This window comes from Serratia sp. DFXYC6, from assembly GCF_057196085.1.
In genome coordinates this window covers 291,224-316,841 of sequence record NZ_JBXUNV010000004.1, presented here as the reverse complement: position 1 = coordinate 316,841, position 25,618 = coordinate 291,224, and the positions used below count along the sequence as shown (strand labels likewise).

Below are 25,618 nucleotides of genomic sequence, written 5' to 3'. Positions count from 1 at the left end.
TGGCGATGTTGTGTCGTTAGCATTAACAGTTATTTAAAGTGTCGGCTTGTTCAAGATAGGGTTGGCAGCCGGAAAATGGGCGGTTTGTATTCGGCGCTTTACGCGATTGAGTAATACATAAAAAGTAGGGGTATTGCGTATTGGCGTGCGGCGGTATTTTTCCTTGATGGAATATCAGCAGAGAAACGGCGCCGCGTTGGCATTTATCATGACGCAGGGGGAGTTACCCGGTACTTTTGATGCCGCGTTAAATCCTGCCTGGCGGCACCCGGCTGTGAGTCTGAGAAAGAAAAACCGACGCTGACGTAAAGGGGGATTTTGGTGATCCGCCGCACGCTTATTTCAAGAAACTATCCTGCAACCAATTAAAAACAAAAAATTAACAATGAGGTTTTTTTATTCGGTCATGGTTGTCAGTTTTGCTTTACAGATGCCGCAATGCGCGCCACGTCGGGCCGGCGTTAAAATACGCCGTCACGGGCGCTAATATAACGTGGCGGTCGTCACATTCTGTGGGAAGTGATACGTAAACTTTTCTCTACGTGCGCACGGATGGCGTATACCTACCAGAGGGGCTCATGTCCCAGCGGTGCTGGCCTGAGAGGGGGGCGTGTGATGAAAAGCTATCGACACATTCTGGTACTGATTCACGATGAGCGCGATGGGCTGCCGTTGCTGCGTAAAACGGTGGCGATGGTGGGTGGGCTGCCGATCGCCATCACCGTCGGCCACCTTAACGCCGACTATGCGGAGCTGGAGTACGGCAGCGATGCGCTGGTCAAAGATCGCCAGGCGCAGGAGGTGATCGCCGCCAAGGCGATGCTGAGCCGGCTGGTGAGCGCCGTCGAGGCGCCGGTTGCAGTCAAGGAAATCGTCACTATCCGGCGCTTTAAGGACGTCAGCGATTTCATTCATCAGGCCGGTATCGATCTGGTGGTGGTCGGGCACCAAAATCGCCTGTTCGGTCTCTATTCCTCTTATTCCCTGGAGTTTGTGAATCGTCTCGATGTCGATGTGTTGGTCAAGCACCTTGCCCGCGAGTCGTGTGCGACAAAGCGGACTTTTCCCACGGCTTTGCCGCCCGAAAGGCGATAGCATACGCAGGCCGGTGCAGCCTGTTAAAAGTTATCGGGAATTTTCCGGTGCTAAACTTAACCAAAGCACAATGGGCGTTGGATAAATTAGATACAGCTTGATCTTGCCTGGGCTATCGGTAAAAATCTGCGGCCGTATTTTTACAGGAGCTTTACGATGTTTCTCAAACGGACTCTTTTGGCATGTTCTCTGGCGTTGATATTTCCTGCACTGCCTTCTTACGCTGAGGTTGGTACAGAAAGTGGCAATACCGCGCAGGCTGAAAAACCGGGTCTATGGCAGCGTTTTACCCATAACGTGGCGGAGACCTGGAACAACTCGCCTAACCACGATCTCTATATCCCGGCCATCACCTGGCACAACCGTTGGACTTATGATGATGAGCATATCGATAAGTACAACGAACGCCCGTGGGGCGCCGGTTACGGCATCTCCCGCTACGACAGCGACGGTGACTGGCACGGCATCTACATCATGGCGTTCAAGGATTCCTTCAACAAATGGGAGCCGATCGGCGGCTACGCCTACGAGAAGATCTGGCGCCCGCTGGATGACAAGGATTTCCGCCTGGGGCTGGGCTTCACCGCCAGCGTCACCGCGCGCGATAACTGGAATTACATCCCTATCCCGGCGCCGCTGCCGCTGGCCTCTATCGGCTATCAGCGGCTGACGTTCCAGGCGACCTACATTCCCGGCACCTATAACAACGGCAACGTGTTCTTCGCCTGGCTGCGCTGGCAGTTCTAAACTTCCTGAATTCCGAAAAACGGCGCGGCGGCGAGATAAAAGGAACTTGTCGCCGCAGGCGGCGTCGGAGAGGTATCCCGGCGCGCTGCGCCGATTGCATGCCGTTATGACAGGAGTTTCACCACTATGATCACCAAACATCGTTTATTGCTGGCTTTGGCGTTGTCCGCGACCCTGGCCAGCGGCGCCACCCAGGCCGCCGGGCTGATGGATTCCCTCAGCAGCGCGGCGGGCGAACTGAGCAAGTCGGGCGGCGACAGCAGCGGCGGCATGTCGCTCTCCTCGTTGACCGGCCTGCTGAACGGCGGCGACAAGGCGTTGAGCTCCAGCAGCATGACCAATGCCGCCGGTATCCTGCAGTACTGCGTGAAAAACAACGTGCTGTCGGCTAACGGTGCCGAAGGGGTGAAAGATCAGCTGCTCAGCAAGCTGGGCATCACCAGCACCGAAAACGCCAAGAGCCAGGATTATCAGCAGGGCCTGGGCGGCTTGCTGCAGACCGGCGAAGGCAAGAGCCTGGATCTGAACAGCCTGGGCACCTCGCAGATCACCGAGAAGGTGAAGCAAAAAGCCTGCGATCTGGTGCTGAAACAGGGCAAATCCTTTATTTCATGATCAAAGAACGGCGGAGCGCTCCGCCGTTCGTTTTTGTATAAGCTGGAAAAATGAAAAAAACGTTGATGCTTTCCCTGCTGGCAGGGATGACGATGTTGCAGGGGTGTTCCGTGAAATCCAACGATGCGCCGCCACCGCCGCAGGTGAAACCGATCGGCATGGCGAACCCGGCCGACGTGTACTGCACCCAAATCGGCGGCAAGCTGAACGCCAAAGAGAATGCGGCAGGCCAGTATTCTACCTGTACCTTGCCGAGTGGGCAGGAAATTGAAAGCTGGGAACTGTTCCGCCGCGATCATCCGGTGAAAAAGTAACCCTATGCGGCGCCGGCTCTGCTGCCCGGCGCCCGATCAGAATTGGCGATCGCCTATCGGCTGCAGCTGCAGGCTGCCGTCCTTCTGCAGCGTCAGCGGCATGCGCCAATCACGCTGTTTATCCAGGTTGAACGGCCGGGAGCGGAACATGCAGCCGGTCTTGATATTCTTGATTTTCATCACGTGTTCCGCGTTCGCATTGATTTTCACCTCGAAGCTGCCGGCGGGCGGAATAAAGACTTCCGCCAGCTGTTGCGGCGCCGCTGGCGTTTCCAGCTTGACCAGCACCGCGAAATCGTTGCCCTGATTATCCAACGTCAGCCGATGCAGGCCGGATGCGGGCAGCCGCGTTGGCTGATGCAGATAACCCGCTGAAGCGGGCCACGGCTGCCCGGCATTGTCATGCAGCGGCCCGCCGCACTGTTCGCGCGCTTCCCGCAGCGGCATTTCGCGCTTGATGGCGCGATTGTAATCGGCGGGGGCGGCGAGACTGAACTCGTCGTCATATTGGTGGGCGCGCAGATAGCGCTTGGCGCCGAGCACCCCAACGGCGACCAGCATGAAGAACAAAAATATCCTCAGGCGATTTTTGAAAATCAGCCCGAACAGCTTCCCGGGGAGTTGAAACAGCCACCTTGCGATCGTCAATAACATCGTTTCCCTTAGCGTCCAAGCCGTTACGTCTGCGGTAACTTCGCTTGCCTCAGTATAGCCAACATCCCGCAGGCGAAAATCCTGCCCGGCGATTTTTCTTCCGCTCTGCATTGTACGTTTGTGTTTGTTTGTGTACATTTGTGATCACTTTAGCGTCACCGGATTGAAATGATGTCCAAACTGTTACCGAATGAGCGTCACCAGGCCATTCTTGACACGCTCCGCCAACAGGGGCGGGTGCTGGCCCTGGAGATGGCGCAGCGGCTGAACACCACCGAAGCGACCATTCGCCGCGATCTGCGCCAGCTGGCGGCGCAGAACCTGTGTAAACGCATCTATGGCGGCGCGTTAGCGCCGACGCCGGCCGAGGGGCCCGTTGCGGCGCGCATTGCGCTCAGCGGTGACGAGAAGCTGACGCTGGCGCAGACCGCGCTGGGGGTGATCGGTGAAGAACAGCTGATCTTCCTCGACGCCGGCAGCACCCACCTGTATCTGGCGGATCTGTTGCCGCGCGACCGGCGTTTGACGGTGGTGACCAATGCATTGAGCATCGCCGGCAAAATGCTGGAGCGGCCGGGGATCCGCACCATCCTGATCGGCGGCGAGTTGGATGCGCAGGTCGGCGGCTGCGTGGACGCCAAGGCCGCGGAAGAGATCGACGGTTTCCATTTCGATTTGGTGTTTACCGGCATCTGCGCCTACGACCCGGCCGGCGGCTTTTCCGCGCTGAGCTACCAGGACGCCACCTTCAAAAAGCGGCTGTTGACGCGCGCCGGCAGCGTGGCGGTGCTGTGCACCCGCGACAAGCTCAATACCTACGCCCCTTACCCCTTCCTGCCCGCCGGGCGGGTGGATCATCTGGTGACGGCGCGCGGCGCGCACCCGCAGCTTGAGCTGCAGGTGGCGCAGGGCGGCGGCCAGGTTTGGCACAGCGATTTACCGACCGGAGAATGATGATGAAAATAGCCCATGTTGCTCTGTGGACCCGTGACATCGACGCGCAGCTGGCATTTTGGCAGCGTTATTTCAATGGTGCCGCGGGGGAGGAGTATGTCAGCCGCAACCGGCCGGGGTTCGTTTCCCGCTTCGTCAGCCTGGCGGCCGGGCCGTCGCTGGAGATCATGCACGTGCCGACGTTGCTGCCGGCGCAGGAGCAGGAGGAGCGGGTCGGTTGGGCGCACATCGCGCTGTCGCTGGGGGATGAGCGGCAGGTCGAGCGGTTGGCGCAGCGCGCGCAGCAGGAGGGCATTTTGCTGTCCGCGCCGCGCTGGACCGGCGACGGCTTCTACGAGGCCGTCATTCGCGATCCAGACGGCAACGCGATCGAAATCACCGCCTGATCACTCTTCTTCAATGCTGGCGAATTGCTCGCCCAGATAGTCGAGCAGCAGCCGCACCGCCGGCAGCAGGCCGCGGCGCGACGGGTAAACCGCATGCACCACGCCGCCCTGCGGCTGCCAGCCCGGCAACAGTTGCACCAGCTCGCCGCGCAGCATGTCGTCGCGCATCATCATCGCCGGCAGTTGTACGATGCCGGCGCCGGCGATGGCGGCGGTGCGCAGCATCAGCATGTCGTCGGTGACCAGCCGCGGCGTGTGTTCCCACTCCACCCGTTCACCCTGTGGGCCGGTCAGCCGCCATTGGTGCTGACCGCGCGCCGGGCCGAGATCGAGCGTCGGGTATTTACGCAGGTCTTCCGGCGTGTGCGCCGGCCCGAGGGTGCGCACCAGCGCCGGGCTGGCGGCGACGCACCAGGTGCGCTGCGCCAGGATTTTCAGCACCAGATCGCTGTCCTCCAGCGGCGGCGGCCGCACGCGGATCGCCAGATCCAACCCTTCCCCCACCACGTCCACCCGGCGGTTGGTGGCCTCCAGATGCACCGTCACCTTGGGATAATCGGCCATAAAGGCCGCCACCATGCTGCCGACGCGGGTGTGCAGGATCGCCACCGGGCAGGACATGCGCACCGTGCCGCAGGGCTCGGCGCGCGTCTGCTCGATCGCCTGCTGCGCCGCTTCCGCTTCCACCAGCATTGCCTTGCAGTGCGCGTAATAAGTTTGGCCGACCTCGGTCACCGAGAAGCGCCGCGTCGAGCGCTGGATCAGGCGCACGCCCAGCCGCTCCTCCAGCAGCGCCACGCGGCGGCTGAGCTTGGATTTGGGAATGCCCAGCGCCCGGCCGGCGGGGGCGAATCCCTGGTGATCGACCACGCTGGCGAAGAAAAACAGATCGTTCAGATCGGTCAGCATCGCATTCCTTATCGTTCTATCAGTAGAACGCTGAGTGTACATCTTGCCCACTACTGCAGCAAACCCCGGCGGATTAAACTTCTGGCATCAACTTAAGGCCGTGAGGTCTGAAACGGGAGTTCAAGATGAAAAAAATCCTCGGTATTCACAACAGCCCGGAAGCACACTGGGTCGGTAACGGTTTCCTGGTGAATTCGCTGTTCTCTTATAACGATTTGGGGGCGGAAATGAGCCCGTTCCTGCTGCTGGATCACGCGGCGCCGACCAAATTCCGTTCCGCCTCCGGCACCCGTGGCGTGGGGCAGCACCCGCATCGCGGGTTTGAAACGGTGACCATCGTCTATCAGGGCGAAGTGGAACACCGCGACTCGACCGGCAGCGGCGGGGTGATTGGCCCCGGCGACGTCCAGTGGATGACCGCCGCCTCCGGCATCCTGCACGAAGAGTTCCATTCGCGGGACTTCTCGCGCAACGGCGGCACCATGGAAATGGTGCAGCTGTGGGTCAACCTGCCGGCCAAGGACAAAATGGCCGAGCCGGGTTACCAGACGCTGCTGAACGCCGATATTCCGGTGGTTCCGCTGGCGGACGGCGCAGGGCAGGTGCGGGTGATCGCCGGTGACTTCGGCGGCCATGCCGGCCCGGCGCGCACCTTCAGCCCGCTCAACGTGTGGGACATGAAGTTGAATGCCGGCCATACCACCACGCTGACGGTGAAAGAAGGCCATACGCTGGCGCTGGTGATGCTGCACGGCGCGATCCTGGTTAACGGCGAAGATGTGGTGCGTGAAACCCAAATGGTGCGTTTCGACCGGGCGGGGGATTCGATCACTATCGAAGCCAACAACGACGTCGCTCTGTTGGTGCTGAGCGGCGAACCGATCGATGAGCCTATCGTCGGCTACGGCCCGTTCGTCATGAACAGCGAAGCGGAAATCCAGCAGGCGTTCCGCGATTTCAACAGCGGCAAGTTCGGCAGCATGAACGCCGAAGCGAGCGCCGGTTGAACCTTGGCATCTGGGGCGGGAAGTGTTCTCGGTTCCAGACGCCACACTTAAACCTCAACGCCCCGCCACACCGGCGGGGCATTTCATCCGCAACATCAAACCCCACAGGAGTAAAACCATGACTGCAAATTACAAACGCCTCGACAAAGATCAGGCCGCCGTATTGCTGGTGGATCATCAGGCAGGGCTGCTTTCGCTGGTGCGCGACATCGATCCCGATCGGTTTAAAAACAACGTGCTGGCGCTGGGTGATTTAGCGAAGTATTTCAACCTGCCGACCATTCTGACCACCAGTTTTGAAAACGGCCCCAACGGCCCGCTGGTGCCGGAACTGAAAGCCCAATTCCCCGATGCTCCCTTCATTCCGCGCCCTGGCCAGATCAACGCCTGGGACAACGACGACTTCGTCAACGCGGTAAAAGCCACCGGCCGCAAGCAGCTGATCATCGCCGGCGTGGTGACCGAAGTGTGCGTGGCATTCCCGGCACTGTCTGCGCTCAATGAAGGTTTCGAAGTGTTTGTGGTGACCGACGCCTCCGGCACCTTCAATGAACTGACCCGTCAGTCGGCCTGGAGCCGCATGGAAGCCGCCGGCGCGCAGTTGATGACCTGGTTCGGCGTCGCCTGCGAGCTGCACCGCGACTGGCGCAACGATATCGAAGGCCTGGGCACGCTGTTCTCCAACCATATCCCGGACTACCGCAATCTGATGACCAGCTACAACACGCTGACCAACGGTAAGTAACGCGACGGCCCTTTACCCAACCTTTCGCCTTTCATCACGTTAGACGCGGGATGTAAGCAAAGCGCAGCGGGGCGAAAAGGTAGCGAAAAGCGGCTTTCTCATTGGCCGGGGGCGGGGTAGCGTAATCCCGAACCCGGCAAATGAGGCTAATTCAATGAAACAAGCAATCAAGATCCTGGCGCTGCCCTGCATGGGCATGGCGCTATTGTTCAGCGCGAGCGCGATGTCGGCGCCTGAGAAGCCTGCGGCCAACGCGTTGCCGCCTTTGATGGATGCGCCGATGCGCATGCCACCTTTCCCGGGCGGGCACCCGCCCAAGCCGGGGTTCTGCCACGGCGGCGAGCTGTTCTGCGCCACCTCGGCCAGCGACAATCCGGTGGAAACCATCAACAAACTGACGGCGGTGATCCCGGCGGGCAGCGCCAAACATTACGAAGTGCGCGTCGCGGTGGTGGCCGTGCCTGACGCACCGCCTGCGCCTTAACGGACTCTGTCATCCCGCTCTGGCCTGAGCGCGCCAGGCGCGTTAGGCTAAGGAGAGCGTTTTACGGGAGGCGGGATGACCCCTTTATCACAGCTGCCTTATCTCCAGCCCGGCGAGCGCGCGCTGTTGTTCGACGGCGAATGCAATCTGTGTCACGGGCTGGTGAGATACCTTATTCGCGCCGATCGGCAGCGGCGTATTCTGTTGGCAACGGTGCAATCCGTCGAAGGGCAGGCGATCCTGCTGGCGTTGGGGTTGCCGACCGATCGTTTCGATTCCGTGGTCTATGTTGAGCAGGGGCGCTATTGGCTGCGTTCGGCGGCGCTGTTTCGGTCGCTGCGTCAATTAGGTTGGCCGCACCGCGCGCTGGCGCTGGCGCGTTTTCTGCCACCGCGGCTGGCGGACAAGGTCTATGATGCGGTTGCCGGCAATCGCTACCGACTGTTTGGCCGTAATGACGGCGCCGGTCTGCCGGGTGCCGATCAGCCCGGGCGCTATCTGCCGCGGCGACGGGAACCGCCGGCCTGAGCTTTACGCTTCTTTACCATCCAACCGCTTGAAATATCAGCACTCCAGCTCCATATAATGGAACATTCAACCAACAAGGAGCGCGTATGGGAATCAGTGAAGAAGAGCGCATTCGCCGTTTGACCCAGGAGAAAAACGACATGGGCAATACGGCGAAATGGGTGGCGATCGTTTCCGCCGTGTACTTTGCCTTGATGGTGTTTTACGGCCACCCGACCGGCGTGTTGGCGATGTCGGGCGCGGTGTTCATCGTGTCGACCACCACCTGGCTGAAAAAGCGTAAGAAGGTCAAATCTTATCGCATGGCATTGGCCAGAATCAGCGACGATCAGCCCTGATAGTCGCCGCGCTTTAGTGTATACACCAGGCTCGGCGCCGCGCCGGGCACGTCATCCAGCGTATCCACCCGCCGCATGCCGATCTTTTCCAGCACTCGCCACGACGCCTGATTCTCCGCGCGCACAATGGCGGAAATTTCCTCCATCGCCAATCCGACAAAACCATATTGCAGCGAAGCCCGCGCCATCTCGGTGGCCAACCCCATGCCCCAGACGCGAGTATCGAATCGATAGCCGAGGTTCACGGTGCGCTGCGCGCCGAGCGGTTTCCAGGACAATCCGCCAAAGCCGATGATCCAATCCGGCCGTTCGCGCAGGGCGATCGCCCAGGAACCGTAACCGTGTTGTTGCCACCCGGAAATTCTCTCTTGCAGCGCCGAGATAGCCTGCGCTTCGCTGGTGAGCGGGCCGGCGGGATTGAAACGCTGGGTTTGCGGATCGCCGAAGATGGCGTAGAAGCGTTCGAGATCCGCCATCACCGGCGGGCGCATCTGCAGGCGTTCGCTGAAAAAAGGGTCTGAAGGAGTAAGGCTCATCATCGTTTCTCCCGGCTGGATAAATGAACAGTGTTCACTGTAGACCAGATTGGTGAAACGGGAAATCCCCCTCTGCGGGTGAGAGGGGGCGAAGTGAATTACAGGAAGGAGTCGTCGTCGTCGCTGTAATCGTCGTCGGCGTAATCCGTGTCGTCCTGATAGCTGGCGTTCTGGAAGCCGTTGTCCTGGTTCAGGAAGCTGCCACCATCGCCGTTGTTGAAGGTATCAAGGTTGTTGGAGGCGTCGAAATTGCGCATTGCGCTGTCGTCCAGCGGCGCCGGGGTTTCCTCGATAATATTTACGATTTCCTGTGGTTGCGAATGGCGGAACATGCCGGTCAGCATGTCGGCCAACACCACGCCGCCGGCGACGCCCGCCGCCGTTTGCAAGGCGCCTCCCAGGAAGCCGCCGGCGCGTGAGGGCGCCGCCTGCTGCGGTTGGGCATAGGCAGGCTGCTGCTGCGCGTAGCCCCCCTGCTGCGCGTTGTTCCAGGCCGCCGTATTTTGCTGCTGCGCCTGATACTGTTCACGCGGGCTTGGCGTGCGGCTGCCGCCGCCGAACAGACCGGCCAGGAAGCCGCCGCTGCTCTGCTGGCCGTTGGCGGTTTGCTGCAGCTGCGCCACCTGGGCCTCCAGCTCTTTGACCCGCTGATCCATCTGCTTGAGCGCCGCTTCCTGAATGATCATCGCCTGCGCCATGTAATAAGGGGCGGAAGGCTGCTCGCGAATATGCTGGTTGATTTGCTGCTCTGCCTGGAGATCCCGTGGGCCCGTCTTGGTCTCGGCTTCTTTCAGGCGGCCAAACAGACCATCGATAAGGCGTTGTTCTTCGGATTGCATAGGAGTACCTCAGGAGATAAATAACGGTGCTGGATGATCATTATCATCGATATTAATCACCCTAGCGCGTTTACATGAACCAATAAATAAATGGCGGGTAAACTTGCCTATGAATTTGTTACCAATTGCGGCAGCGGGATCAGCATCACCAGCTTCAGACCGGCGTGCTCTGCCGGGTGGAAGGTCAGTTGGCGATAGCGCAGTGTGCCTAGCTGAGGATGCTCGAACGCGCGTTCGCCGCCTTCGCGCGCCATGACGTCATGTTGCTTCCACCAGTGATTAAAGTCTGCGCTGTTGTGCGTCATGTTGCGCACGAAGGCGCGCATCTCTTCGGTATTTTGATGATGGCTGGTCTCGGCGCGAAACTCGGCCACCACGCGGCGCGCGCGCTCTTCCCAATCGCTGACCAGCGTTTTCGCCAATGGGTGGAAGAACATGAAGTGCAGCAGGTTGGGGCTGTTGGCCACATCCAGCCAGCCGCTGAACAGCGCCGCCGCCTGCGGGTTCCAGGCGACGACGTTCCAGGTCACGTCCAGCAGGTAGCAGGGCACCGTCATCTGGTGCACGCTTTGCAGCACCGCGTCGTTGGCGGTTTCGCGGTGTGTTTCCTGCTCGGGGTCGGCGATGCGCGCCAGGGTAAACAGGTAATGGCGTTCGGCCGGGCCGAGCCGCAGCGCCTTGGCGATGCGTGCCAGCGTATAGGGGGAAATGGATACCTCGCGGCCCTGTTCGATCCAGGTATACCAGGTGGCGCTGATGCCGCTGATTTGCGCCAGCTCTTCGCGCCGCAGGCCGCTGGTGCGACGGCGCGAGGAGCTGGGCAGGCCGAGCATTTCCGGCGTGATGCGTTCGCGGTGCGCCCGCAGGAACGCGCCGAGGGCCTTTGGCCCGGATAAGGCTTCTGATGACATAGCGTGGTACCTATTTATACCAGGATAACTGCTTATATTGTACCCGTATAGTAGCCTGATTATAGTAGCCGAAAGCCTTCAGGCACAGGCGCAAGCCGGATAATAACGGGAGCAAACATGAGCATCAGCAACAGCCATAAAAACGCGGTAGACCGGCAGTTCGGCGAGCAGGCCAACGCCTACTTAACCAGCGCGGTACACGCGCAGGGCAAGGATTTGCAACGCCTTGCACAGTTACTGGAGCCGCACGCCGGCGCGCGCCTGCTCGATCTGGGCTGCGGCGCCGGGCATGCCAGCTTCACGGCGGCGGCCAGGGTGGCGCAGGTGGTGGCCTACGATCTGTCGGCGCAAATGTTGGCGGTGGTGAAGCAGGCGGCGGCGGAAAAAGGCCTGAATAACATTCAGCTGCAGCAGGGCGTGGCGGAGTCTTTACCGTTTGAAGACGCCAGCTTCGATCTGGTCATCAGCCGCTATTCGGCGCACCACTGGCACGACGTCGGCCAGGCGCTGCGCGAGGTCAGGCGGGTACTCAAACCGGGCGGCAGAGCGATCTTTATGGACGTGGTCTCGCCGGGGCATCCGCTGCTGGATATCTACCTGCAAACCGTGGAAGTGCTGCGCGACACCTCGCACGTGCGCAACTATGCGCCGGGCGAGTGGCTGACGTTACTGACCGAGGCCGGGCTGATGGTACGCGAAGTGACGGCGGATCGATTGATGCTGGAGTTCGGCAGTTGGGTGGCGCGTATGCGCACGCCGGCGCATTTCGTCACCGCGATCCGCGCGCTGCAGCAAAGCGTGTCGGAAGAGGTGGCGGCGCATTTCGCCATTCAGCCGGACGGCTCCTTTACCAGCGATATCATGATGTTTGAAGTGACGAAGGGCTGAAAGCAACGGGGCAGCCGATGAAGGCTGCCCCGTGAAACGCAATCGACTGCGATACGCTTATTTTTTGTCTTCCAGCAGGCAGCGGTAGATCAGGCCGCCGATAATGCCGCCGACCAGCGGCACCAGCCAGAAGACCCACAGCTGCTGCAGCGCCCAGGTGCCCTGGAAGATCGCTACGCCGGTGCTGCGCGCCGGGTTGACGGAGGTGTTGGTCACCGGGATGCTGATCAGGTGGATCAGCGTCAGCGTCAGGCCGATCGCCAGCGGGGCAAAGCCTGCCGGCGCGCGCTTGTCGGTCACGCCGTGAATAACGATCAGGAAGAAGGCGGTCAGTACCAGCTCAATCACGATCGCGGCTTGCAGAGAATAACCGCCCGGTGAGTGTTCGCCGTAACCGTTGGAGGCGAAGCCGCCTGCGGTGGCGTCGAAACCGGCTTTGCCGCTGGCGATCAAATACAGCACCGCCGCTGCGGCGATACCGCCGATGACCTGAGCGATAACGTAAGGAATAACGTCTTTCGCCGCGAAACGGCCGCCGGCGAATAAGCCGACGGTGACGGCCGGGTTAAAATGCCCGCCGGAAATATGGCCGACGGCATAGGCCATCGTCACCACGGTCAGACCGAAAGCGAGCGCGACGCCGAGGAAACCAATACCCAGCTGTGGGAATGCCGCTGCCAATACTGCGCTACCACAACCACCAAACACCAACCAAAATGTGCCAAAAAATTCAGCAAAAAGTCGCTTTGACATAGATTCCATCCTGCGGAATAGACTAACGGGCGTTAGCACTAAAAACTATAGAACAGCTTTTTGAGTTCATGCAGATATTCTATAGAATTTTCTTAATGCACCTTGAATAACGGCGGTATTAAATCCCCGGTATTTTATTTTGTCTATGAGAAAAACACCGTTTTTCCACGTGCCGACGCGCGTTTGCCGATTTTTTTATCTTTGCTATAAGAATTTACCCTAAGCAAAATGGCGGGCTATTTTCGGGTGGTTTTTTCCAGCGGTTTTATCCATTCAATACGCTCAGGTTAATTGCTAATTTCTATTTGCCAGCCAACCTTATTGCTTGTTTTACATTTGACGAAGCGCCTGTTGTCATCTAAGTGTCATGCTAAATTAATATCTTCTTCTGCCTGATAACGCTTCATTCAACCTCGGGTAAAAAACATGAGAATAAAATCGCTCTCCCTGCTGTTGGCTTCGCTGTTTCCGGTATTCACCTACGCTGCAGATATTGAGGTGGCGCGTTATGTGGTCGGCTTCCCCGGCGGGGAACGCGTCGCCTATCAGGGGGCGTTTGCCAAGCATTTCCCGCAGGGGTTGCCGGTGGGGATCGGCTCAGGGCTGTCGTTCAATCGCAAGCAGGGCGACGATCTGGTGCTGACGACGCTGACCGATCGCGGCCCGAATGCTGATGCCCCTGCGGTGGGCAAGCAAGAAGCCAAGATTTTCGCCAATCCGCAATTCACGCCTCTGTTGATGGACATTCGTATCGGCGGCGGCAAGGCCGTGGCCGAGAATGCGCGGCCCTTGCATGACGAAAAAGGGCCGATTAGCGGGCTGCCGCTGCCGAGCGAGCTGATTGGTTCCACGAACGAAGTGGCGTTGAACGACGCGCTGCAACCGCTGTCCGGCGATCGCCGTGGGTTGGATACCGAAGGTATCATCGGTGACGGCAACGGCGGCTATTGGCTGTGTGACGAGTATGGCCCGTTTCTGATCCATGTCGACGACAAAGGCAAAATTCTCGCCAAATATGGCCCAACGCCGCAGGCCGGCGAGCAGGCGGTGGCGAGCGGTTTGCCGAACATCCTGAAGTGGCGCCAGCCTAACCGCGGTTTTGAGGGGCTGACCCGGATGCCGGATGGGCGCATTCTGGCGGCGGTGCAGAGCACGCTGGATGTCGATGGTAAAAGCAAAAACAAGGCGCAGTTTACCCGGCTGGTGAGCTTCGATCCGCGCAGTGGCAAAACTGCGATGTATGGCTATCCCATCGATATCGACCGCTATAAAAAAGCCAAAGACGCCAAGATTGGCGATGTGGTGGCGTTGGACAATCAGCGCATCCTGTTGATTGAACAGGGAACCGATAAAGATAAGGCGATGATCAACAAGATCTATCTGGTGGATCTCGCGCAGGCCAGCGATCTGAGTACGTTTGACGGCCAGGGTAAAGCGCTGGAGTTCGACGACGCGCAAGAGCTGGCTAAACGCGGCGTGAAGCTGGCGCAGAAACGGGAAGTGGCGGATCTGCGCCAGTTGGGCTGGCGCCAGGAGAAAGCGGAAGGGTTGGCGCTGATCGACGATCGCACGCTGGCGGTGATCAATGACAACGATTTCGGCTTGCAGGCGAAGCTGGTGGATGCGTCGCCAAAGAGCAAAAAAATCGGTGACTATCAGCTGGAGAAAGAAGGGCGGTTGAGCCTCGACGGCGACAAGACCGATGCCCGTATCGAATTGCGCCCTCTGGAGCAGCCGGAGTCGCTGAGTGAGCTCTGGGTGCTCACCTTGCCGCAACCTTTGAAGTGATCGAGAGGGGGCGACAGCGCCCCCGTCAGACCGTTGAAAAAGGAGGAAAAAACGTGGTTTTTCCTCCTTTGTGGCCATCAGCCGAAAATCAATAAATTGATTTTCCTTGTTTTTTTATCCGCTGCTCTCTGCAAACCCGGCAATGGCATGAGGTTTGTCATCAATCTCACAGCGGGGGCGGTGACGCCCCCGTTGGCTTCAGGTCTCCGCGTGCCGCTGCGGCGCTCTGCCGCGCGAGATGCTCTCCCACACCGCCACCACCACCATGATCAGCGTCGTCAGGCCATTGACCATCAGCAGATCGGTTAAATAGGCGGCGGGGGCCAATACCGCCAGCGCCAGCAGCCCAACCAGGTGCGACAGCGGGAAGCGGCGATACACCAACCGTTTATACAGCGCGTTGGCGAACAGGTAAATCGCCGGGCCGAGCAGCAGCACCGCCGCTGTGGCGTGTTGGATGCGGCCGTCAGGATGGGCGATCACCAGTTCGTTGGCCACGGCGCAGACGATGATGGCCCCCACCAGCGCGACGTGCACGTAGTGGAAATAAGCGCCCAGCTGGCCGGGGTTTTCCGCCTGGCTGATGGCGTGGCTGCCGGCTTTGCTGCTGGTGTCGAAGTAAACCCACCACATCGCCAGGCTGCCGAGAAAGGCCACCAGCGAAGCGATGAGCACCGGCAGGCTCCAGCTTTCCATTTCGCTCAGGGTGGCGCCGGTGATCAGAATGGTTTCCCCCAGCGCCACGATCACGAACAGCTGGCAGCGCTCCGCCAGATGGTGGCCTTCGATGGTCCATTCGCTGCTGCTGTCCGAGCGCCCCAGCACCGGCAGACGGAAGCCGAACATCGGCGAGACGTATTCGCACAAGACGGCGATCGCCCACAGCGCCAGGCGAGTATGGCCTTCCGCCAGCCCGCCGGCGATCCAGAAAACGGCGGAGATGCACAGCCAGCCGAGGATGCGGCGAAAGTTTTGTTTCAACGGGTGGCCAGGCGCCAGCAGGCGCAATACCGTGGCGGAGCGGCCGACCTGAATAGCGACATAAAACAGCGCGAAGATCAGGCCGCGCTCGCCAAACGCCTGCGGCAGCGCGGCGGCGGCGAACAGCCCCAGCAGCATGATCGCGAACAGCAGCAGGCGGATCTGGCGGGTATCCGGATTGAACCAGTTGGTGACCCAGGCGGTGTATTGCCAGGCCAGCCAGACGGCAAACCACAGCAGCAGGGTTTCCAGCGCGCCGGTCAGCGTCAGGTGATGCAACAGATAGTGGGAAAGTTGGGTCACGGCGAAAACGTAGATCAGATCGAACAGCAGCTCGGAAAATGAGACCGAAGCGCCCTGACCGTCACGCACGCGCAGCAGGTTTTGCGACATAAGCGTTCTTCCTTAAAAGGGTAAGCCACAAAATCAGCGTAGCTCAGCGCGCTCCGGCGGGTAAAAAATCTTAAATAGACGCGGCGCGCATGCTTTATCTCGCACCGTCTTTAATTGTTCATCAAATAGGGGTAAGGTGAGGTCTATAAAGTCATTCCCGCCTGAAAATACACACCCGCTCTTACTTCCTCCTTATTCTCCTCACAATGATTGATGTTCTTTACGTTGCATGACGTCCGTTTTCATTGGCTAGCGGATAATTAACATCACTGACCACGAGCTAATAAACAAGAACACCTGGAGTCAATCATGAAACTCATCCCAAGCATCGCAGCCGTATTGATCGCCGCCGCTTCTTTCTCCACTTTCGCCGCGCCGCTGTCGTCGGTGAAACAGGTCAACAGCGAGCAGGCCGCCAATCTGCAAAGCATCGGCGTCGTGTCGGTTTCCGGCATTAGCGGCTCACCGCATGATGCCATCACCGCCCTTAAAGAAAAAGCCGCGGCGGACGGCGCCAGCCATTATCGCATTATCGGTCTGGACACCCCCGGGGATTCCAGCAACTGGCGCGGCAATGCGGAAATTTATCGCTAAGCATTGGTTTTTTTACGCTCTGGCCGCGGCAACGCGGCCAATAAAATAAACGGTCGCAATAATTATCTGAATAGTCGGTGTATAAACGACTTATTCTCAGGTCATTATTACGGTCGTTTTTCTTTGCGTGCCGTTGATGAGGTTGCATTTTATTACAACTGTGTCTGCCGCTTTCGGAATCATGTTAATGATTACTTAAGAAATTCGGCTCACATTGAGGGCTTAACCCAAGGAGGCCTCAATGTTAAATGCGACCCGGCTGCAACTGATGAATCACTTCGCTTACCTGCAGCAATTTATGGCTTCACCGCGCACCGTCGGTACGCTGGCGCCTTCTTCCCCGTGGCTGTGTCAGGCGATGCTGAATCAGGTTGAATGGACCCGGGCGCTGTCGATCGCGGAACTGGGCGCGGCCGACGGGGTGTTGACCAAACGCATTCTGGGGCGGATGCGCGCCGATGCGGCGCTGGAGGCCTTCGAAATCCAACCCCATTTCGTGCATCGGCTGCGCGGGATTGACGATCGGCGGCTGCAGGTGATGGGCCATTCGGCGACCCGGATGGCCACCGATTACGACGTGGTGTTTTCCTGCCTGCCGCTGTTGTCGATCCCGGTCAGGATCAGCGTGCGCATTCTTCAGCAGGCCCGGCAGCGGCTGCTGGCGCGCAACGGCACGCTGGTGTTGTTCCAATACAGCCACCTGTCGGAAAAATTGCTGTCGCGCTATTTTCACTGGAAGCGCCTGCGGGTAGTGCGCAACTTCCCGCCGGCGCTGGTGTATGTCTGTACGCCGCGTTAGCTACAGCGTTTTCGCCATCACCACCACCTCTTCGTCATGCTGCCGCCGGCGTTCCACGGGATGCCAACCCCAGCCGGCGTACAGCGCTTCCGACTTGTCGGTGATGAGATGCAGAACCGAGTGATGGCGTTGCCGCGCCGCCTCGACGATGGCCATTTCAAGACGGTGGGCGATGCCCTTGCGGCGGTGATCGGGATGCACGAAGACGCCGGCCAGCCACGGAGTGAGATCCTGACGCTGGCGATCGTCGCTGGGCCACAGGCTGGCCATGCCGACCGGACGATCGCCGTCGATCATCATCAGCGTCAGGTGATCGTCGCTTGGCCGGCTGCATTGGGCGAAACGCAGCTGGGTGCGCGCCAGCGAACCGCCGCGCTGTGAACCCCATTGTCCGAAAGCCCAGGCGGCGCACACATCGGCAAACTGCGGGCACTCCGACAGCGGAATGATGCGTTGAGTCATGGAGGTCTCCCGGTTTTTTTGCTGTTTCCCCCTCCTATTTAACCGATTTTTCCGCCATTTTTTTAACTTTTTAAAGCCGCTATTTTAGCGGTTTTACGGTGTTTTACCGCGTGCCCGGCACCGTTTCCCGGATTTCTTTTGGCAATCGCGGCGTGGGATTGCAAGTGCTAATGAGAGTGATTATCATGCGCACACTATTTCCCCCGTTTCGGCTCAATCATGCGCAATTCCCTCATTTTACTGCTGCTTTCCCTGTGGTTCGGCATGTTCTCCGCCCAGGCGAAGACGGTGACCGATATCACCGGCCGCCAGGTCGCGGTGCCGGACAACCCGCAGCGCATCGTGGTGGGGGAGAGCCGCATGTTGTATACGCTGGCGCTGCTGGAGCCGGGCAACCCGGCGCAGCGCATCGTCGGCTGGCCGGCGGATCTGGCGCGCTTTGATGCGCAAAGCTGGCAGCTGTATACGCAGAAGTTTCCACAGATAGCCCAGATCCCCGTCATCAGCGGTAATAACTTTCGCCAGGTCAACATCGAAAGCCTGCTGCAGCTGAAGCCGGATCTGGTGATTCTGGCGCGCTACGCGCGTGAAGACGGCGACAACGATCTGCTGGTTTCCGCACTGAGCAAGGCCGGCGTGGCGGTGATCTACGTCGATCTGCGCATCGATCTGCTGAACAACACCGTGCCGAGCGTGCGGCTGCTGGGCGAAGTGCTCAATCGCCAGCAACGCGCCGAGCAGTTCATCGCGTTTTATCAGCAGCATATGACGGTGATCCGGCAACGGCTGGCGGGCTATCAGGGGCCGAAGCCCAAGGTGATGCTGCACCTGCATCTGGGGCGGCGCGACACCTGTTGCACCACCGCCGCGCACGGCAACCTCGGCGATCTGCTGACCTTCGCCGGCGGCGACAACATCGCCAACGCCAGCGTCAAAGGGGTGTATGGCGAGCTGAACCCGGAAACCATTCTGAGCGCCAATCCCGACGTGTACCTCGCCACCGGCATGGCTGGGCCGCAGGGCAAACGGCTGTCCGATCTGCGTCTCGGGCCGCAGGTCAGCCCACAGGAGGCCGCCGACAGCTTCCGCCAACTGATCGCCAAACAGCCGATGCTGGCCAGCCTGCAGGCGGTGAAAAACCACCGCGCCTGGAGCGTCTGGCACAACTTTTACCTCAGCCCGTACCATGTCGTGCTGGTCGAGATGTTCGCCAAAGCGTTTTACCCGGATCTGTTCGCCGACATCAACCCGCAGCAGACCTTCCAACAGCTGTATCAGCAGTTTTTGCCGTTACCTTTTTCAGGGACCTATTGGAGTCAGTTAGATAATGAATAACAACAAGCGCGGCTGGTGGTGCGCATTGCCTTTGGCAGCCTGCGCGACATCGCCGGCGTGGGCGGCGGAAAAAGCCGCGCCGCAGGAAGAGAGCCTGGTGGTGGTCGGCCGCAAAGACGCCGACGGCGTGCAGAGCTATCAGCCGTTGACCAGCGTCACCGGCACCCGCAGCGAAACCAACCTGCTGAACGTGCCGCAGGCGATCGACGTGGTGCCGCAACAGGTGATTACCGATCAGGCGGTCAGCAGCCTGGACGAAGCGCTGTACAACGTCAGCGGCATAACCCAGGCCAACACGCTGGGGGGCACCCAGGACGCGGTAATGAAACGCGGCTTCGGCGACAACCGCGACGGCTCCATTCTGCGCGACGGCGTGCGCTCGGTGCAGGCGCGCAACTTTACGCCGACCACCGAGCGGGTGGAGGTGCTCAAGGGGCCGGCCTCGATGCTGTACGGCATGGGCGAGCCGGGCGGGATGATCAACATGATCACCAAAAAACCCCAGCTGCAGCAGCATACCCACGTGGAAGGCTGGGGCAGCAGCTTCAACGGCGGCGGCGGCCAGCTCGACGTCACCGGGCCGCTCGGCACGTCGGGATTCGCCTATCGGATGATCGTCGATCACGATGAAACCGACTACTGGCGCAACTTTGGCCGCAATCGTCAGACGGTGATCGCGCCCTCGCTGATGTGGTACGGCGAGAACACCACCGTGCGGCTGGCCTACGAGCATATGGAATATCTGGTGCCGTTCGATCGCGGCACCATTATCGATTCGCGCACCGGCAAACCGGTGAATACGCCGCGCGATCGCCGTTTCGACGAGGCTTATAACGCCACCCGCGGCGATCAGGACAGCGTCACTCTGCAGATCGATCAAACGCTCAATGAGCGCTGGAAAAGCTCGCTGACCTACGCCTACAGCCGCAACAGCTACAGCGACAACCAGGCGCGCGCCACGGCGCTGGACCCGGAGAGCGGCGCATTGAGCCGCCAGGCCGACTCGACCGCCCATGCCGTCAGCCACGCCAACGCGGTGCAGCTGACGTTCAATGGTGACGTGGACTGGGGCAGCATCAACCACCAGATGCTGTTCGGCTTTGATTTTGAAGATAACCGTACCTACCGCGGCGACATGATCCGCGGTAAAAAGAACAGCGATTTCAATATTTATCATCCGGTATACGGCCTGATGCCACCGTCGACCGCGGTCAGCGCCAAAGACAGCGACCAGCGGGAAAATCTCACCAGCTACGGCTGGTTTATGCAGGATTCCATCCAACTGACCGATAAATGGCTGGTGATGGGCGGGCTGCGCTACGACGCTTTCGACGTCTATGCCGGCAAGGGGCGGCCGTTCCAGACCAATACCGACAGCTCGGACGGCAAGCTGGTGCCGCGCGCCGGGGTGGTCTACAAGCTGACGCCTTACGTGTCGCTGTACAGCAGCTATACCGAGTCGTTCAAGCCGAACTCTTCCATCGCCACCCAGATTGATTCGCTGCCGCCGGAGCAGGGCAAGTCGTGGGAAGTCGGCGGCAAGCTGGCGCTGCCGAACGGTGTTACCGGCACGTTGGCGCTGTTCGACATCACCAAGCGCAACGTGATGGTCAGTGAGCTGGTGGCGGGCGAAACCGTGACGCGCACCGCCGGACGCGTGCGTTCGCAGGGCGTGGAGCTGGACGTGGCCGGTAATCTCACCGACTCGCTGAGCCTGATCGGTTCCTATGCGTATACCGACGCACGGGTGGTGGACGATCCGGACAACAAGGGCAAAGAGATGACCAACGTGGCGCGCCACACCGCCTCGCTGTTCCTGACCCAGAACCTGGGCAGCCCGGGTCTCTACAGCGGCGATGAGGTGCGCATTGGCGCCGGTGCGCGCTACGTAGGGCGCCGCCCGGGTGACGCTGCCAACAGTTTCTACCTGGATAACTACACCGTTGCCGATGCGTTCGCCGCTTACACCATGCCGATCAACGGCTATCGGGTGAAATGGCAACTGAACGTGAAGAACCTGTTCGATAAAACCTACTACCCGTCCAGCGGCGGCAATTTGCGCGTGGCGGTGGGGGAACCGCGTGAGGTGGTGCTGCGCGGTAGTGTCGATTTCTAAGCCACGGGCGGTGAAATTTGCTTAAATAACCGCCCCAACGTTAAGGAGAACCCATGAGCCTGCAGATTCGTTTGGCGCAGCAGCGGGATATCGCGCATCTGATGGCGGTTGAACGCTCGGCGGCGCAGTTGTTTCGCCAACAGCCGGAATGGCGCTTTATTGCCGAAGGCGAGGTGATGGCCCCGCAGCAGCATGCCGCGTTTATCGCCGAGCGCCGTGAATGGCTGGCGGAAAGCGACAACGGCGAGTGCGCCGGTTTCATCGCCGTGCTGGCTCAGGGGGAAGATTGGCACATCGCCGAATTGTCGGTCGCCGGCACCTGGCAGCGGCAGGGCGTCGGCCGCCGCTTGATCGGCGCGGTGGCGGAAGAGGCCAAACGGCAGGGTGCCGGCCGCCTGACGCTCACCACCTTCATTGAGGTGCCGTGGAATGCGCCTTACTACCGGCGGCTGGGATTCCGGCCGCTTGAGGGCGCGCAGCTCACGGCCGCCTTGCGGCGGCATCTGGATGAGGATCTGGCGCACGGCTTTGCCGTCGGCAGTCGCTGTGCCATGGAATTTACACTATCGTAAATATTGAAATACAGAGCGGGCAGGGTATGATGCTGCCACCACGCCATCGCACCCGCTCGGCATTTTGGTATGCAATGCACTCAAGTCACCGCATAAGGGACAACCCGTAATGACACAAACCCTGTTCATGATAGGCGCTCGCGGAGCCGGCAAGACCACGGTAGGCCACGCATTGGCGCTGGCGTTGGGCTATCAATTCGTCGATACCGATCTGTTTATGCAGCAGGCGGCGCAGATGAGCGTGGCGGAAATGGTCGAGCGCGAGGGTTGGCTGGGGTTCCGCCGCCGTGAGACCGTCGCGCTGCAAACCGTGACTAAGCCGTCAACTATAGTTGCCACTGGCGGCGGGGCGATCCTGGCGGAAGAGAATCGTCAGTTTATGCGCCAGCATGGCACCGTTATCTACCTGCGCGCGCCGGCCAGCGTGTTGGCGCAGCGGTTGGAAGAGTACCCGGAAGATGCGCAGCGCCCGACGCTCACCGGCAGGCCGATCGCCGAAGAGATGCGCGAGGTGCTGGCCGCGCGGGAAGCGCTGTATCAGGATGCCGCACATTACGTGATGGACGGCGCCGCCGATCCGCAGCGGGTGGTGGAACAAATCCTCGCGGTGCTGCCGCGTGAGACGGTGAAATAACCTTTTCTTCTCTTCGGGCGCTGTGCGCCCGTTTTTCTATTCCGTTTGCCGAGCGGCCGCAAAGTAGGCCCCGGGCGTGACACCGAAGCGGCGGCGAAAGGCGGCGATATAGGCGCTGACGTTGTCATAGCCACAGGCGTCGGCCACCTCGCCAACCGCTTTGCCGCGTGATAACCCCTCCAGTGAACGCAATACCCGCGCCTGCTGGCGCCACAGCGCGAAGCTGATGCCGGTTTCCTGCAGAAAACGGCGGCTCAGGGTGCGCGGGCTGAGCCCGGCCCAGATGGCCCAGTCGCGCTGGCTGCGCGGGCTGGCGGGATCGTTCAGCAGCGCCCGGGCGATGTTCAGCAACCGGGCGTCCTGCGGCAGCGGCAATTGCAACGGCGCGCGGCTTGCCGCGTGCATTTCGTCCAGCAGCACCTGCAGCAGCCGCCGTTGCGGCGCACTCAGCGGGCCGGCGGGGAACTGCGCGATGCGCTCCACCAGGGCTTGCAATAACGCAGAGGCCGTGAACAGCTGCGGCAGCGGCGGCATCTCCGGCACGCTTTCCACCGGCAGATACAGGCTCCAGCCCGCCACGTCGCCACAGGCCAGCGCCTGATGGGCGCATCCCGGCGGCAGCCAGCCCAGCGTGCCGCCGGTGATCGCCCATTGCCGGCCCGGGAGTTCCATTGCCAGCATGCCGCGCGTCAAGAGATAGATCTGGCCGCCTTCGTGCCGGTGCCAGGGCGTCAGGTGCTTTTTTTCATGCTGAAGGCGTTGGCTGCGGATCTGCGTCATGTTGGCCGTTTAACGTTATTGAAAGTCTTTATGTGGTTATTATGCCATCGCCTGGCCGGGATAGGATCGCCGTTCACCCTATTTCGGAGAAATGTGATGACTCAACTTACCCCATTGAACCTGGTGCTCGATACGCTGCAGCAGGTGGTCGCCAGCCCGGAGCATCGGCCGACGCAGCTCGCCGCCCGTTTCAGCGCAGGCTACCGCCAGCAGGTGGATGGCAAGGTGCTGAACTTCGAGCAGTTTGAGCAGCATATGGCGCTGCTGAAGCGGCAAACTCGCCGCATGACGCTGAGCGTGATCGCGGCGGCGGAGCAGGGCGAGGCGGTACTGACTCACCATCTGGTCGAGGTGGAAAAGCGTGACGGTTCCCGCTGCCGCGTGCGGGTGCTGGCGCACTTCACCGTGCGCGAAGGCCGCATTTGCGCCTGCGACGAATTGATCGAGCTATTGGCGGGCCCCCCTGGCGATCGCGATCTCGGCTCGCGCGTGTCGGAATGAGGACGGCTGCTATACTTGCTACTGTGTGAAACACACGGGAGAACGGCATGCGCGAAAATGATCAACCTGCTTATCCACGGAGCGCCCGCGTCGTAGAGGTGTTTCGGGGGGACCCGAACCTGCATCTGCGCCGTTTTGAGGTGCGCACCGACGACATTGAGCCAAATACGCTGCTCAGTGAACATGAAACCGAGCAGGAAGCGCTCGACGCCAAGCACCGCTATGAAGACGAGGCGCTAGAGCACTGACCTGCAGCCCAGCGGAAACCGGCGCCAGGCCGGTTTCCTGTTTATCCCCCCGCGTTAGCACATATTTCCCAGAACAATATTGATAATGATAATCATTTATGTGATTTTTATCGCCCCTATTGGGTGTTTCACTTCTGGGAAAAGAGATGTCCAATTCCGAGTTGCAGGCGCTGTTTCTGCGCCATATGCGACCGCTGCAAGCCTATTTGAACGCCAAACTGCGCGACCCTCAGCTGGCCGCGGACTTGGCGCAGGAAAGTTTTACCCGCCTTACCGAGCAATATCCGCAGGGTAACATTCTCGATATCGAAGCCTACCTGTATAAAACCGCCAAAAACCTGATGCTCGACCATCTGCGCCAGCAGCAGCGGCGGCAGACCGAAGCGGTCGAAGACGACATTCTGGCGCAGTATCCCTCCGGTGAACCGGCGCTTGAACAACTGGCGATCGATAGCCAATTGCTGCAGCTGTTGCAGCAGGCGCTGGCGGGCATGCCGCCGCGCACGCAGCAGATTTTCCGCCTTAACCGGCTCGATGGCCTGACCCAGGCGCAGGTGGCGGCGCAGCTGGGCGTGTCGCTCAGCACAGTGGAAAAACACCTGGCCAGCGCGCTCGAGCGGCTGATGGCGCGGATGGAAGAACAATAATGGCAATTTTTTTACGGGTTTATCCGCGCTCAGACGTCTTAACCTATAACCAGAAAAAACAGAGGTCTATGCCATTATGAAACCGCTAACCGCACAGGTGCGACAGCAGGCGGCCGCCTGGGCCGTGAGCCTGGCCGAAGGGGCGCTGCCGGCCGATCGGCGGCGAGCGTTGGACGCCTGGCTGGCCGCCGATCCGCAGCATCCGGCGGCGCTGCGTCAGGCTCGCCTGCTGTGGACGACGCTGGGACAGCTGCCGCCTGAGCAGCGGCAGGCGTTACAACCGCAGGTGGCGACGCTGAAAACGTCATCCCATCGCAGGTGGCCCCGCTGGGCGGTGGCGGCGGCGGTGGCGATCGCCGTTTCCTTCGGCGTTTATCACGGGCCGGATCTATGGATTGGCATGCAGGCGGATTATCAAACCGTTCGCGGCGAGGTGCGCGAAGTTGCGTTGCCGGACGGCAGCCGGGTGGCGCTGGACAGCGGCAGCGCGATCGCACTGGCGTATTCCGCAGGCGAACGCAAGGTGCGGCTGCTTAGCGGCGCCGCCTATTTTGTCGTCGCGCCGTTGGGCGGGCCGGAAAGTCGCCCGTTCAGGGTGGAGGCGGAAAACGGCGTCACCCAGGCACTGGGCACCGAGTTCAGCGTGGCGCGCACCGAGCAGGGCGTCGACGTCAGCGTGCATCAGCACAGCGTGCGGGTAACGCTTGAGCGCGGTGAGCGTTCGCTGGTGGTCGCGCAACGCCAGGCGGCGCATTACCGCAACGGGCAGCTGCAGCTGACGCGGCAAACGGCCGGTGATGACGCCTGGCGGCGCGGCTGGCTGGTGATCGACCGCCAACCGCTGACGCAGGCGCTCGCGCAGCTCAACCGCTATCGCGAGACCCGCATCGTAGCGATCAATCCCGAACTCAGATCGCGTACGGTCAGCGGCGTGTTCGCGCTCAATAAACTCGACGACGGCGTCGGCGCCATTCGTCAGGAACTCTCCGCCCGCCAGCTGAATCTCCCCGGCATCACGCTGCTTTACTGAGCGGTGCAGGCGGGCCGGGATGCCTGTTTCGCCGC

32 protein-coding genes are annotated in these 25,618 nt (G+C 60.4%); 23 read left to right on the top strand and 9 right to left on the bottom strand.

The window, feature by feature from the left end; translation table 11 throughout:
- Window positions 1-615: 615 nt before the first annotated feature.
- The 4 genes from AC2CGQ_RS20485 to AC2CGQ_RS20470 all read left to right on the top strand — a co-directional run bounded on the left by AC2CGQ_RS20485 (window position 616) and on the right by AC2CGQ_RS20470 (window position 2,771).
- Window positions 616-1,095, top strand: coding sequence for an adenine nucleotide alpha hydrolase family protein (locus tag AC2CGQ_RS20485; protein WP_044031865.1), 480 nt, complete (start codon window positions 616-618; stop codon window positions 1,093-1,095).
- 156 nt (window positions 1,096-1,251) lie between these two features.
- Entirely contained in the window at window positions 1,252-1,842 is a 591-nt protein-coding gene (pagP, locus tag AC2CGQ_RS20480) for a lipid IV(A) palmitoyltransferase PagP (protein WP_015376788.1), read from the top strand.
- Window positions 1,843-1,968: 126 nt separating this feature from the next.
- Window positions 1,969-2,457 (top strand): YjjA family protein, encoded by a 489-nt coding sequence (locus AC2CGQ_RS20475; protein ID WP_015376789.1) that lies wholly within the window; start codon window positions 1,969-1,971, stop codon window positions 2,455-2,457.
- Window positions 2,458-2,507: 50 nt separating this feature from the next.
- Window positions 2,508-2,771 (top strand): putative hemolysin, encoded by a 264-nt coding sequence (locus tag AC2CGQ_RS20470; RefSeq protein WP_004940597.1) that lies wholly within the window; start codon window positions 2,508-2,510, stop codon window positions 2,769-2,771.
- Window positions 2,772-2,807: 36 nt separating this feature from the next.
- On the opposite strand, the gene AC2CGQ_RS20465 is transcribed toward AC2CGQ_RS20470, so the two are convergent.
- On the bottom strand, window positions 2,808-3,425 hold the full coding sequence (locus AC2CGQ_RS20465; protein ID WP_015376791.1) for a hypothetical protein: 618 nt from the start codon (window positions 3,423-3,425) through the stop codon (window positions 2,808-2,810).
- A gap of 171 nt (window positions 3,426-3,596) precedes the next feature.
- Between AC2CGQ_RS20465 and AC2CGQ_RS20460 the strand changes: the two genes are divergently transcribed.
- Together AC2CGQ_RS20460 and AC2CGQ_RS20455 are read left to right on the top strand one after the other, a co-directional pair.
- Window positions 3,597-4,379, top strand: coding sequence for a DeoR/GlpR family DNA-binding transcription regulator (locus AC2CGQ_RS20460; RefSeq protein WP_041922312.1), 783 nt, complete (start codon window positions 3,597-3,599; stop codon window positions 4,377-4,379).
- 2 nt (window positions 4,380-4,381) lie between these two features.
- The gene (locus tag AC2CGQ_RS20455; protein ID WP_121976153.1) at window positions 4,382-4,765 is read left to right on the top strand and encodes a VOC family protein; all 384 of its coding nucleotides are present in this window, start codon (window positions 4,382-4,384) and stop codon (window positions 4,763-4,765) included.
- Here AC2CGQ_RS20455 and AC2CGQ_RS20450 read toward each other — a convergent pair whose 3' ends face one another.
- A complete protein-coding gene (locus AC2CGQ_RS20450) occupies window positions 4,766-5,674 on the bottom strand; it encodes a LysR family transcriptional regulator (RefSeq protein ID WP_033634044.1) in 909 nt (302 codons plus the stop codon).
- A 125-nt stretch (window positions 5,675-5,799) separates the two neighbouring features.
- Between AC2CGQ_RS20450 and AC2CGQ_RS20445 the strand changes: the two genes are divergently transcribed.
- From AC2CGQ_RS20445 to AC2CGQ_RS20425, 5 genes are all read left to right on the top strand, one after another.
- Window positions 5,800-6,681, top strand: coding sequence for a pirin family protein (locus tag AC2CGQ_RS20445; protein ID WP_015376795.1), 882 nt, complete (start codon window positions 5,800-5,802; stop codon window positions 6,679-6,681).
- A gap of 118 nt (window positions 6,682-6,799) precedes the next feature.
- Window positions 6,800-7,426: an isochorismate family cysteine hydrolase YcaC gene (ycaC, locus tag AC2CGQ_RS20440; protein ID WP_033653308.1), complete on the top strand. Its 627-nt coding sequence runs from the start codon at window positions 6,800-6,802 to the stop codon at window positions 7,424-7,426.
- A gap of 154 nt (window positions 7,427-7,580) precedes the next feature.
- Window positions 7,581-7,910, top strand: a complete 330-nt coding sequence (locus AC2CGQ_RS20435; RefSeq protein ID WP_015376796.1) for a hypothetical protein — start codon at window positions 7,581-7,583, stop codon at window positions 7,908-7,910.
- A gap of 75 nt (window positions 7,911-7,985) precedes the next feature.
- Window positions 7,986-8,438, top strand: coding sequence for a thiol-disulfide oxidoreductase DCC family protein (locus tag AC2CGQ_RS20430; RefSeq protein WP_135637843.1), 453 nt, complete (start codon window positions 7,986-7,988; stop codon window positions 8,436-8,438).
- Between the two features lie 86 nt (window positions 8,439-8,524).
- Complete coding sequence (locus tag AC2CGQ_RS20425; RefSeq protein ID WP_004928468.1) at window positions 8,525-8,776, top strand: hypothetical protein; 252 nt, start codon at window positions 8,525-8,527, stop codon at window positions 8,774-8,776.
- Here the strand turns inward: AC2CGQ_RS20425 and AC2CGQ_RS20420 are convergent.
- The 3 genes from AC2CGQ_RS20420 to AC2CGQ_RS20410 form a co-directional block, all read right to left on the bottom strand.
- Window positions 8,767-9,315, bottom strand: a complete 549-nt coding sequence (locus AC2CGQ_RS20420) for a GNAT family N-acetyltransferase (protein ID WP_015376798.1) — start codon at window positions 9,313-9,315, stop codon at window positions 8,767-8,769. The genes AC2CGQ_RS20425 and AC2CGQ_RS20420 overlap by 10 nt on opposite strands.
- A gap of 95 nt (window positions 9,316-9,410) precedes the next feature.
- Window positions 9,411-10,151: a DUF2076 domain-containing protein gene (locus AC2CGQ_RS20415; RefSeq protein ID WP_004928461.1), complete on the bottom strand. Its 741-nt coding sequence runs from the start codon at window positions 10,149-10,151 to the stop codon at window positions 9,411-9,413.
- Window positions 10,152-10,258: 107 nt separating this feature from the next.
- Window positions 10,259-11,062 (bottom strand): helix-turn-helix transcriptional regulator, encoded by an 804-nt coding sequence (locus AC2CGQ_RS20410; protein ID WP_075684456.1) that lies wholly within the window; start codon window positions 11,060-11,062, stop codon window positions 10,259-10,261.
- Between the two features lie 117 nt (window positions 11,063-11,179).
- Here AC2CGQ_RS20410 and AC2CGQ_RS20405 point away from each other — a divergent pair, with 117 nt between their 5' ends.
- Window positions 11,180-11,950 (top strand): class I SAM-dependent methyltransferase, encoded by a 771-nt coding sequence (locus AC2CGQ_RS20405; RefSeq protein ID WP_156865236.1) that lies wholly within the window; start codon window positions 11,180-11,182, stop codon window positions 11,948-11,950.
- A gap of 57 nt (window positions 11,951-12,007) precedes the next feature.
- On the opposite strand, the gene aqpZ is transcribed toward AC2CGQ_RS20405, so the two are convergent.
- Complete coding sequence (gene aqpZ / locus AC2CGQ_RS20400) at window positions 12,008-12,703, bottom strand: aquaporin Z (RefSeq protein WP_004940529.1); 696 nt, start codon at window positions 12,701-12,703, stop codon at window positions 12,008-12,010.
- Between the two features lie 426 nt (window positions 12,704-13,129).
- Here aqpZ and AC2CGQ_RS20395 point away from each other — a divergent pair, with 426 nt between their 5' ends.
- Window positions 13,130-14,491 carry an esterase-like activity of phytase family protein gene (locus AC2CGQ_RS20395; protein WP_484593838.1) on the top strand — a complete coding sequence of 454 codons (1,362 nt, stop codon included), beginning with the start codon at window positions 13,130-13,132 and terminating at the stop codon, window positions 14,489-14,491.
- 198 nt (window positions 14,492-14,689) lie between these two features.
- Here AC2CGQ_RS20395 and AC2CGQ_RS20390 read toward each other — a convergent pair whose 3' ends face one another.
- Window positions 14,690-15,865 (bottom strand): low temperature requirement protein A, encoded by a 1,176-nt coding sequence (locus AC2CGQ_RS20390; protein WP_033634036.1) that lies wholly within the window; start codon window positions 15,863-15,865, stop codon window positions 14,690-14,692.
- A gap of 309 nt (window positions 15,866-16,174) precedes the next feature.
- On the opposite strand from AC2CGQ_RS20390, the gene AC2CGQ_RS20385 reads away from it, so the two are divergent.
- On the top strand, window positions 16,175-16,459 hold the full coding sequence (locus tag AC2CGQ_RS20385) for a YdgH/BhsA/McbA-like domain containing protein (protein WP_004940519.1): 285 nt from the start codon (window positions 16,175-16,177) through the stop codon (window positions 16,457-16,459).
- A 241-nt stretch (window positions 16,460-16,700) separates the two neighbouring features.
- Window positions 16,701-17,258 carry a class I SAM-dependent methyltransferase gene (locus AC2CGQ_RS20380; protein ID WP_033642027.1) on the top strand — a complete coding sequence of 186 codons (558 nt, stop codon included), beginning with the start codon at window positions 16,701-16,703 and terminating at the stop codon, window positions 17,256-17,258.
- Here AC2CGQ_RS20380 and AC2CGQ_RS20375 read toward each other — a convergent pair whose 3' ends face one another.
- Window positions 17,259-17,720, bottom strand: coding sequence for a GNAT family N-acetyltransferase (locus tag AC2CGQ_RS20375; RefSeq protein WP_033634034.1), 462 nt, complete (start codon window positions 17,718-17,720; stop codon window positions 17,259-17,261).
- A 219-nt stretch (window positions 17,721-17,939) separates the two neighbouring features.
- On the opposite strand from AC2CGQ_RS20375, the gene AC2CGQ_RS20370 reads away from it, so the two are divergent.
- The 4 genes from AC2CGQ_RS20370 (at window position 17,940) to aroL (ending at window position 22,377) form a co-directional block, all read left to right on the top strand.
- Window positions 17,940-19,055: an ABC transporter substrate-binding protein gene (locus AC2CGQ_RS20370; RefSeq protein ID WP_049278680.1), complete on the top strand. Its 1,116-nt coding sequence runs from the start codon at window positions 17,940-17,942 to the stop codon at window positions 19,053-19,055.
- The gene (locus tag AC2CGQ_RS20365) at window positions 19,048-21,171 is read left to right on the top strand and encodes a TonB-dependent siderophore receptor (protein ID WP_049242836.1); all 2,124 of its coding nucleotides are present in this window, start codon (window positions 19,048-19,050) and stop codon (window positions 21,169-21,171) included. Before AC2CGQ_RS20370 ends, AC2CGQ_RS20365 begins: the two co-directional genes overlap by 8 nt.
- Before the next feature lie 53 nt (window positions 21,172-21,224).
- Window positions 21,225-21,743: a GNAT family N-acetyltransferase gene (locus tag AC2CGQ_RS20360; protein ID WP_004940503.1), complete on the top strand. Its 519-nt coding sequence runs from the start codon at window positions 21,225-21,227 to the stop codon at window positions 21,741-21,743.
- 109 nt (window positions 21,744-21,852) lie between these two features.
- Window positions 21,853-22,377 (top strand): shikimate kinase AroL, encoded by a 525-nt coding sequence (gene aroL / locus AC2CGQ_RS20355; RefSeq protein WP_033634031.1) that lies wholly within the window; start codon window positions 21,853-21,855, stop codon window positions 22,375-22,377.
- Window positions 22,378-22,413: 36 nt separating this feature from the next.
- On the opposite strand, the gene AC2CGQ_RS20350 is transcribed toward aroL, so the two are convergent.
- On the bottom strand, window positions 22,414-23,157 hold the full coding sequence (locus tag AC2CGQ_RS20350; protein ID WP_306403476.1) for a helix-turn-helix domain-containing protein: 744 nt from the start codon (window positions 23,155-23,157) through the stop codon (window positions 22,414-22,416).
- Between the two features lie 96 nt (window positions 23,158-23,253).
- On the opposite strand from AC2CGQ_RS20350, the gene AC2CGQ_RS20345 reads away from it, so the two are divergent.
- From AC2CGQ_RS20345 to AC2CGQ_RS20330, 4 genes are all read left to right on the top strand, one after another.
- Window positions 23,254-23,658: a nuclear transport factor 2 family protein gene (locus tag AC2CGQ_RS20345; RefSeq protein ID WP_484593837.1), complete on the top strand. Its 405-nt coding sequence runs from the start codon at window positions 23,254-23,256 to the stop codon at window positions 23,656-23,658.
- 47 nt (window positions 23,659-23,705) lie between these two features.
- A complete protein-coding gene (locus AC2CGQ_RS20340) occupies window positions 23,706-23,906 on the top strand; it encodes a YaiA family protein (RefSeq protein ID WP_015376810.1) in 201 nt (66 codons plus the stop codon).
- A 146-nt stretch (window positions 23,907-24,052) separates the two neighbouring features.
- The gene (locus AC2CGQ_RS20335; RefSeq protein WP_033637263.1) at window positions 24,053-24,553 is read left to right on the top strand and encodes an RNA polymerase sigma factor; all 501 of its coding nucleotides are present in this window, start codon (window positions 24,053-24,055) and stop codon (window positions 24,551-24,553) included.
- A 76-nt stretch (window positions 24,554-24,629) separates the two neighbouring features.
- Complete coding sequence (locus AC2CGQ_RS20330; protein ID WP_242141905.1) at window positions 24,630-25,583, top strand: FecR family protein; 954 nt, start codon at window positions 24,630-24,632, stop codon at window positions 25,581-25,583.
- Window positions 25,584-25,618: the final 35 nt, after the last annotated feature.

What these genes read in the sequence shown, in the direction of transcription:
- AC2CGQ_RS20365 (WP_049242836.1), top strand. Translation starts at nt 19,048, where the DNA reads ATGAATAACAACAAGCGCGGCTGGTGGTGCGCATTGCCTTTGGCAGCC.
- AC2CGQ_RS20485 (WP_044031865.1), top strand. Translation starts at nt 616, where the DNA reads ATGAAAAGCTATCGACACATTCTGGTACTGATTCACGATGAGCGCGAT.
- AC2CGQ_RS20410 (WP_075684456.1), bottom strand. Translation starts at nt 11,062, where the DNA reads ATGTCATCAGAAGCCTTATCCGGGCCAAAGGCCCTCGGCGCGTTCCTG.
- AC2CGQ_RS20435 (WP_015376796.1), top strand. Translation starts at nt 7,581, where the DNA reads ATGAAACAAGCAATCAAGATCCTGGCGCTGCCCTGCATGGGCATGGCG.
- AC2CGQ_RS20470 (WP_004940597.1), top strand. Translation starts at nt 2,508, where the DNA reads ATGAAAAAAACGTTGATGCTTTCCCTGCTGGCAGGGATGACGATGTTG.
- AC2CGQ_RS20430 (WP_135637843.1), top strand. Translation starts at nt 7,986, where the DNA reads ATGACCCCTTTATCACAGCTGCCTTATCTCCAGCCCGGCGAGCGCGCG.
- AC2CGQ_RS20450 (WP_033634044.1), bottom strand. Translation starts at nt 5,674, where the DNA reads ATGCTGACCGATCTGAACGATCTGTTTTTCTTCGCCAGCGTGGTCGAT.
- AC2CGQ_RS20395 (WP_484593838.1), top strand. Translation starts at nt 13,130, where the DNA reads ATGAGAATAAAATCGCTCTCCCTGCTGTTGGCTTCGCTGTTTCCGGTA.
- AC2CGQ_RS20455 (WP_121976153.1), top strand. Translation starts at nt 4,382, where the DNA reads ATGAAAATAGCCCATGTTGCTCTGTGGACCCGTGACATCGACGCGCAG.
- aqpZ (WP_004940529.1), bottom strand. Translation starts at nt 12,703, where the DNA reads ATGTCAAAGCGACTTTTTGCTGAATTTTTTGGCACATTTTGGTTGGTG.
- AC2CGQ_RS20420 (WP_015376798.1), bottom strand. Translation starts at nt 9,315, where the DNA reads ATGATGAGCCTTACTCCTTCAGACCCTTTTTTCAGCGAACGCCTGCAG.
- AC2CGQ_RS20465 (WP_015376791.1), bottom strand. Translation starts at nt 3,425, where the DNA reads ATGTTATTGACGATCGCAAGGTGGCTGTTTCAACTCCCCGGGAAGCTG.
- AC2CGQ_RS20370 (WP_049278680.1), top strand. Translation starts at nt 17,940, where the DNA reads ATGCGCAATTCCCTCATTTTACTGCTGCTTTCCCTGTGGTTCGGCATG.
- AC2CGQ_RS20460 (WP_041922312.1), top strand. Translation starts at nt 3,597, where the DNA reads ATGTCCAAACTGTTACCGAATGAGCGTCACCAGGCCATTCTTGACACG.
- pagP (WP_015376788.1), top strand. Translation starts at nt 1,252, where the DNA reads ATGTTTCTCAAACGGACTCTTTTGGCATGTTCTCTGGCGTTGATATTT.
- AC2CGQ_RS20385 (WP_004940519.1), top strand. Translation starts at nt 16,175, where the DNA reads ATGAAACTCATCCCAAGCATCGCAGCCGTATTGATCGCCGCCGCTTCT.
- ycaC (WP_033653308.1), top strand. Translation starts at nt 6,800, where the DNA reads ATGACTGCAAATTACAAACGCCTCGACAAAGATCAGGCCGCCGTATTG.
- AC2CGQ_RS20360 (WP_004940503.1), top strand. Translation starts at nt 21,225, where the DNA reads ATGAGCCTGCAGATTCGTTTGGCGCAGCAGCGGGATATCGCGCATCTG.
- AC2CGQ_RS20405 (WP_156865236.1), top strand. Translation starts at nt 11,180, where the DNA reads ATGAGCATCAGCAACAGCCATAAAAACGCGGTAGACCGGCAGTTCGGC.
- AC2CGQ_RS20350 (WP_306403476.1), bottom strand. Translation starts at nt 23,157, where the DNA reads ATGACGCAGATCCGCAGCCAACGCCTTCAGCATGAAAAAAAGCACCTG.
- AC2CGQ_RS20475 (WP_015376789.1), top strand. Translation starts at nt 1,969, where the DNA reads ATGATCACCAAACATCGTTTATTGCTGGCTTTGGCGTTGTCCGCGACC.
- AC2CGQ_RS20345 (WP_484593837.1), top strand. Translation starts at nt 23,254, where the DNA reads ATGACTCAACTTACCCCATTGAACCTGGTGCTCGATACGCTGCAGCAG.
- AC2CGQ_RS20390 (WP_033634036.1), bottom strand. Translation starts at nt 15,865, where the DNA reads ATGTCGCAAAACCTGCTGCGCGTGCGTGACGGTCAGGGCGCTTCGGTC.
- AC2CGQ_RS20445 (WP_015376795.1), top strand. Translation starts at nt 5,800, where the DNA reads ATGAAAAAAATCCTCGGTATTCACAACAGCCCGGAAGCACACTGGGTC.
- aroL (WP_033634031.1), top strand. Translation starts at nt 21,853, where the DNA reads ATGACACAAACCCTGTTCATGATAGGCGCTCGCGGAGCCGGCAAGACC.
- AC2CGQ_RS20375 (WP_033634034.1), bottom strand. Translation starts at nt 17,720, where the DNA reads ATGACTCAACGCATCATTCCGCTGTCGGAGTGCCCGCAGTTTGCCGAT.
- AC2CGQ_RS20380 (WP_033642027.1), top strand. Translation starts at nt 16,701, where the DNA reads ATGTTAAATGCGACCCGGCTGCAACTGATGAATCACTTCGCTTACCTG.
- AC2CGQ_RS20340 (WP_015376810.1), top strand. Translation starts at nt 23,706, where the DNA reads ATGCGCGAAAATGATCAACCTGCTTATCCACGGAGCGCCCGCGTCGTA.
- AC2CGQ_RS20415 (WP_004928461.1), bottom strand. Translation starts at nt 10,151, where the DNA reads ATGCAATCCGAAGAACAACGCCTTATCGATGGTCTGTTTGGCCGCCTG.
- AC2CGQ_RS20425 (WP_004928468.1), top strand. Translation starts at nt 8,525, where the DNA reads ATGGGAATCAGTGAAGAAGAGCGCATTCGCCGTTTGACCCAGGAGAAA.
- AC2CGQ_RS20330 (WP_242141905.1), top strand. Translation starts at nt 24,630, where the DNA reads ATGAAACCGCTAACCGCACAGGTGCGACAGCAGGCGGCCGCCTGGGCC.
- AC2CGQ_RS20335 (WP_033637263.1), top strand. Translation starts at nt 24,053, where the DNA reads ATGTCCAATTCCGAGTTGCAGGCGCTGTTTCTGCGCCATATGCGACCG.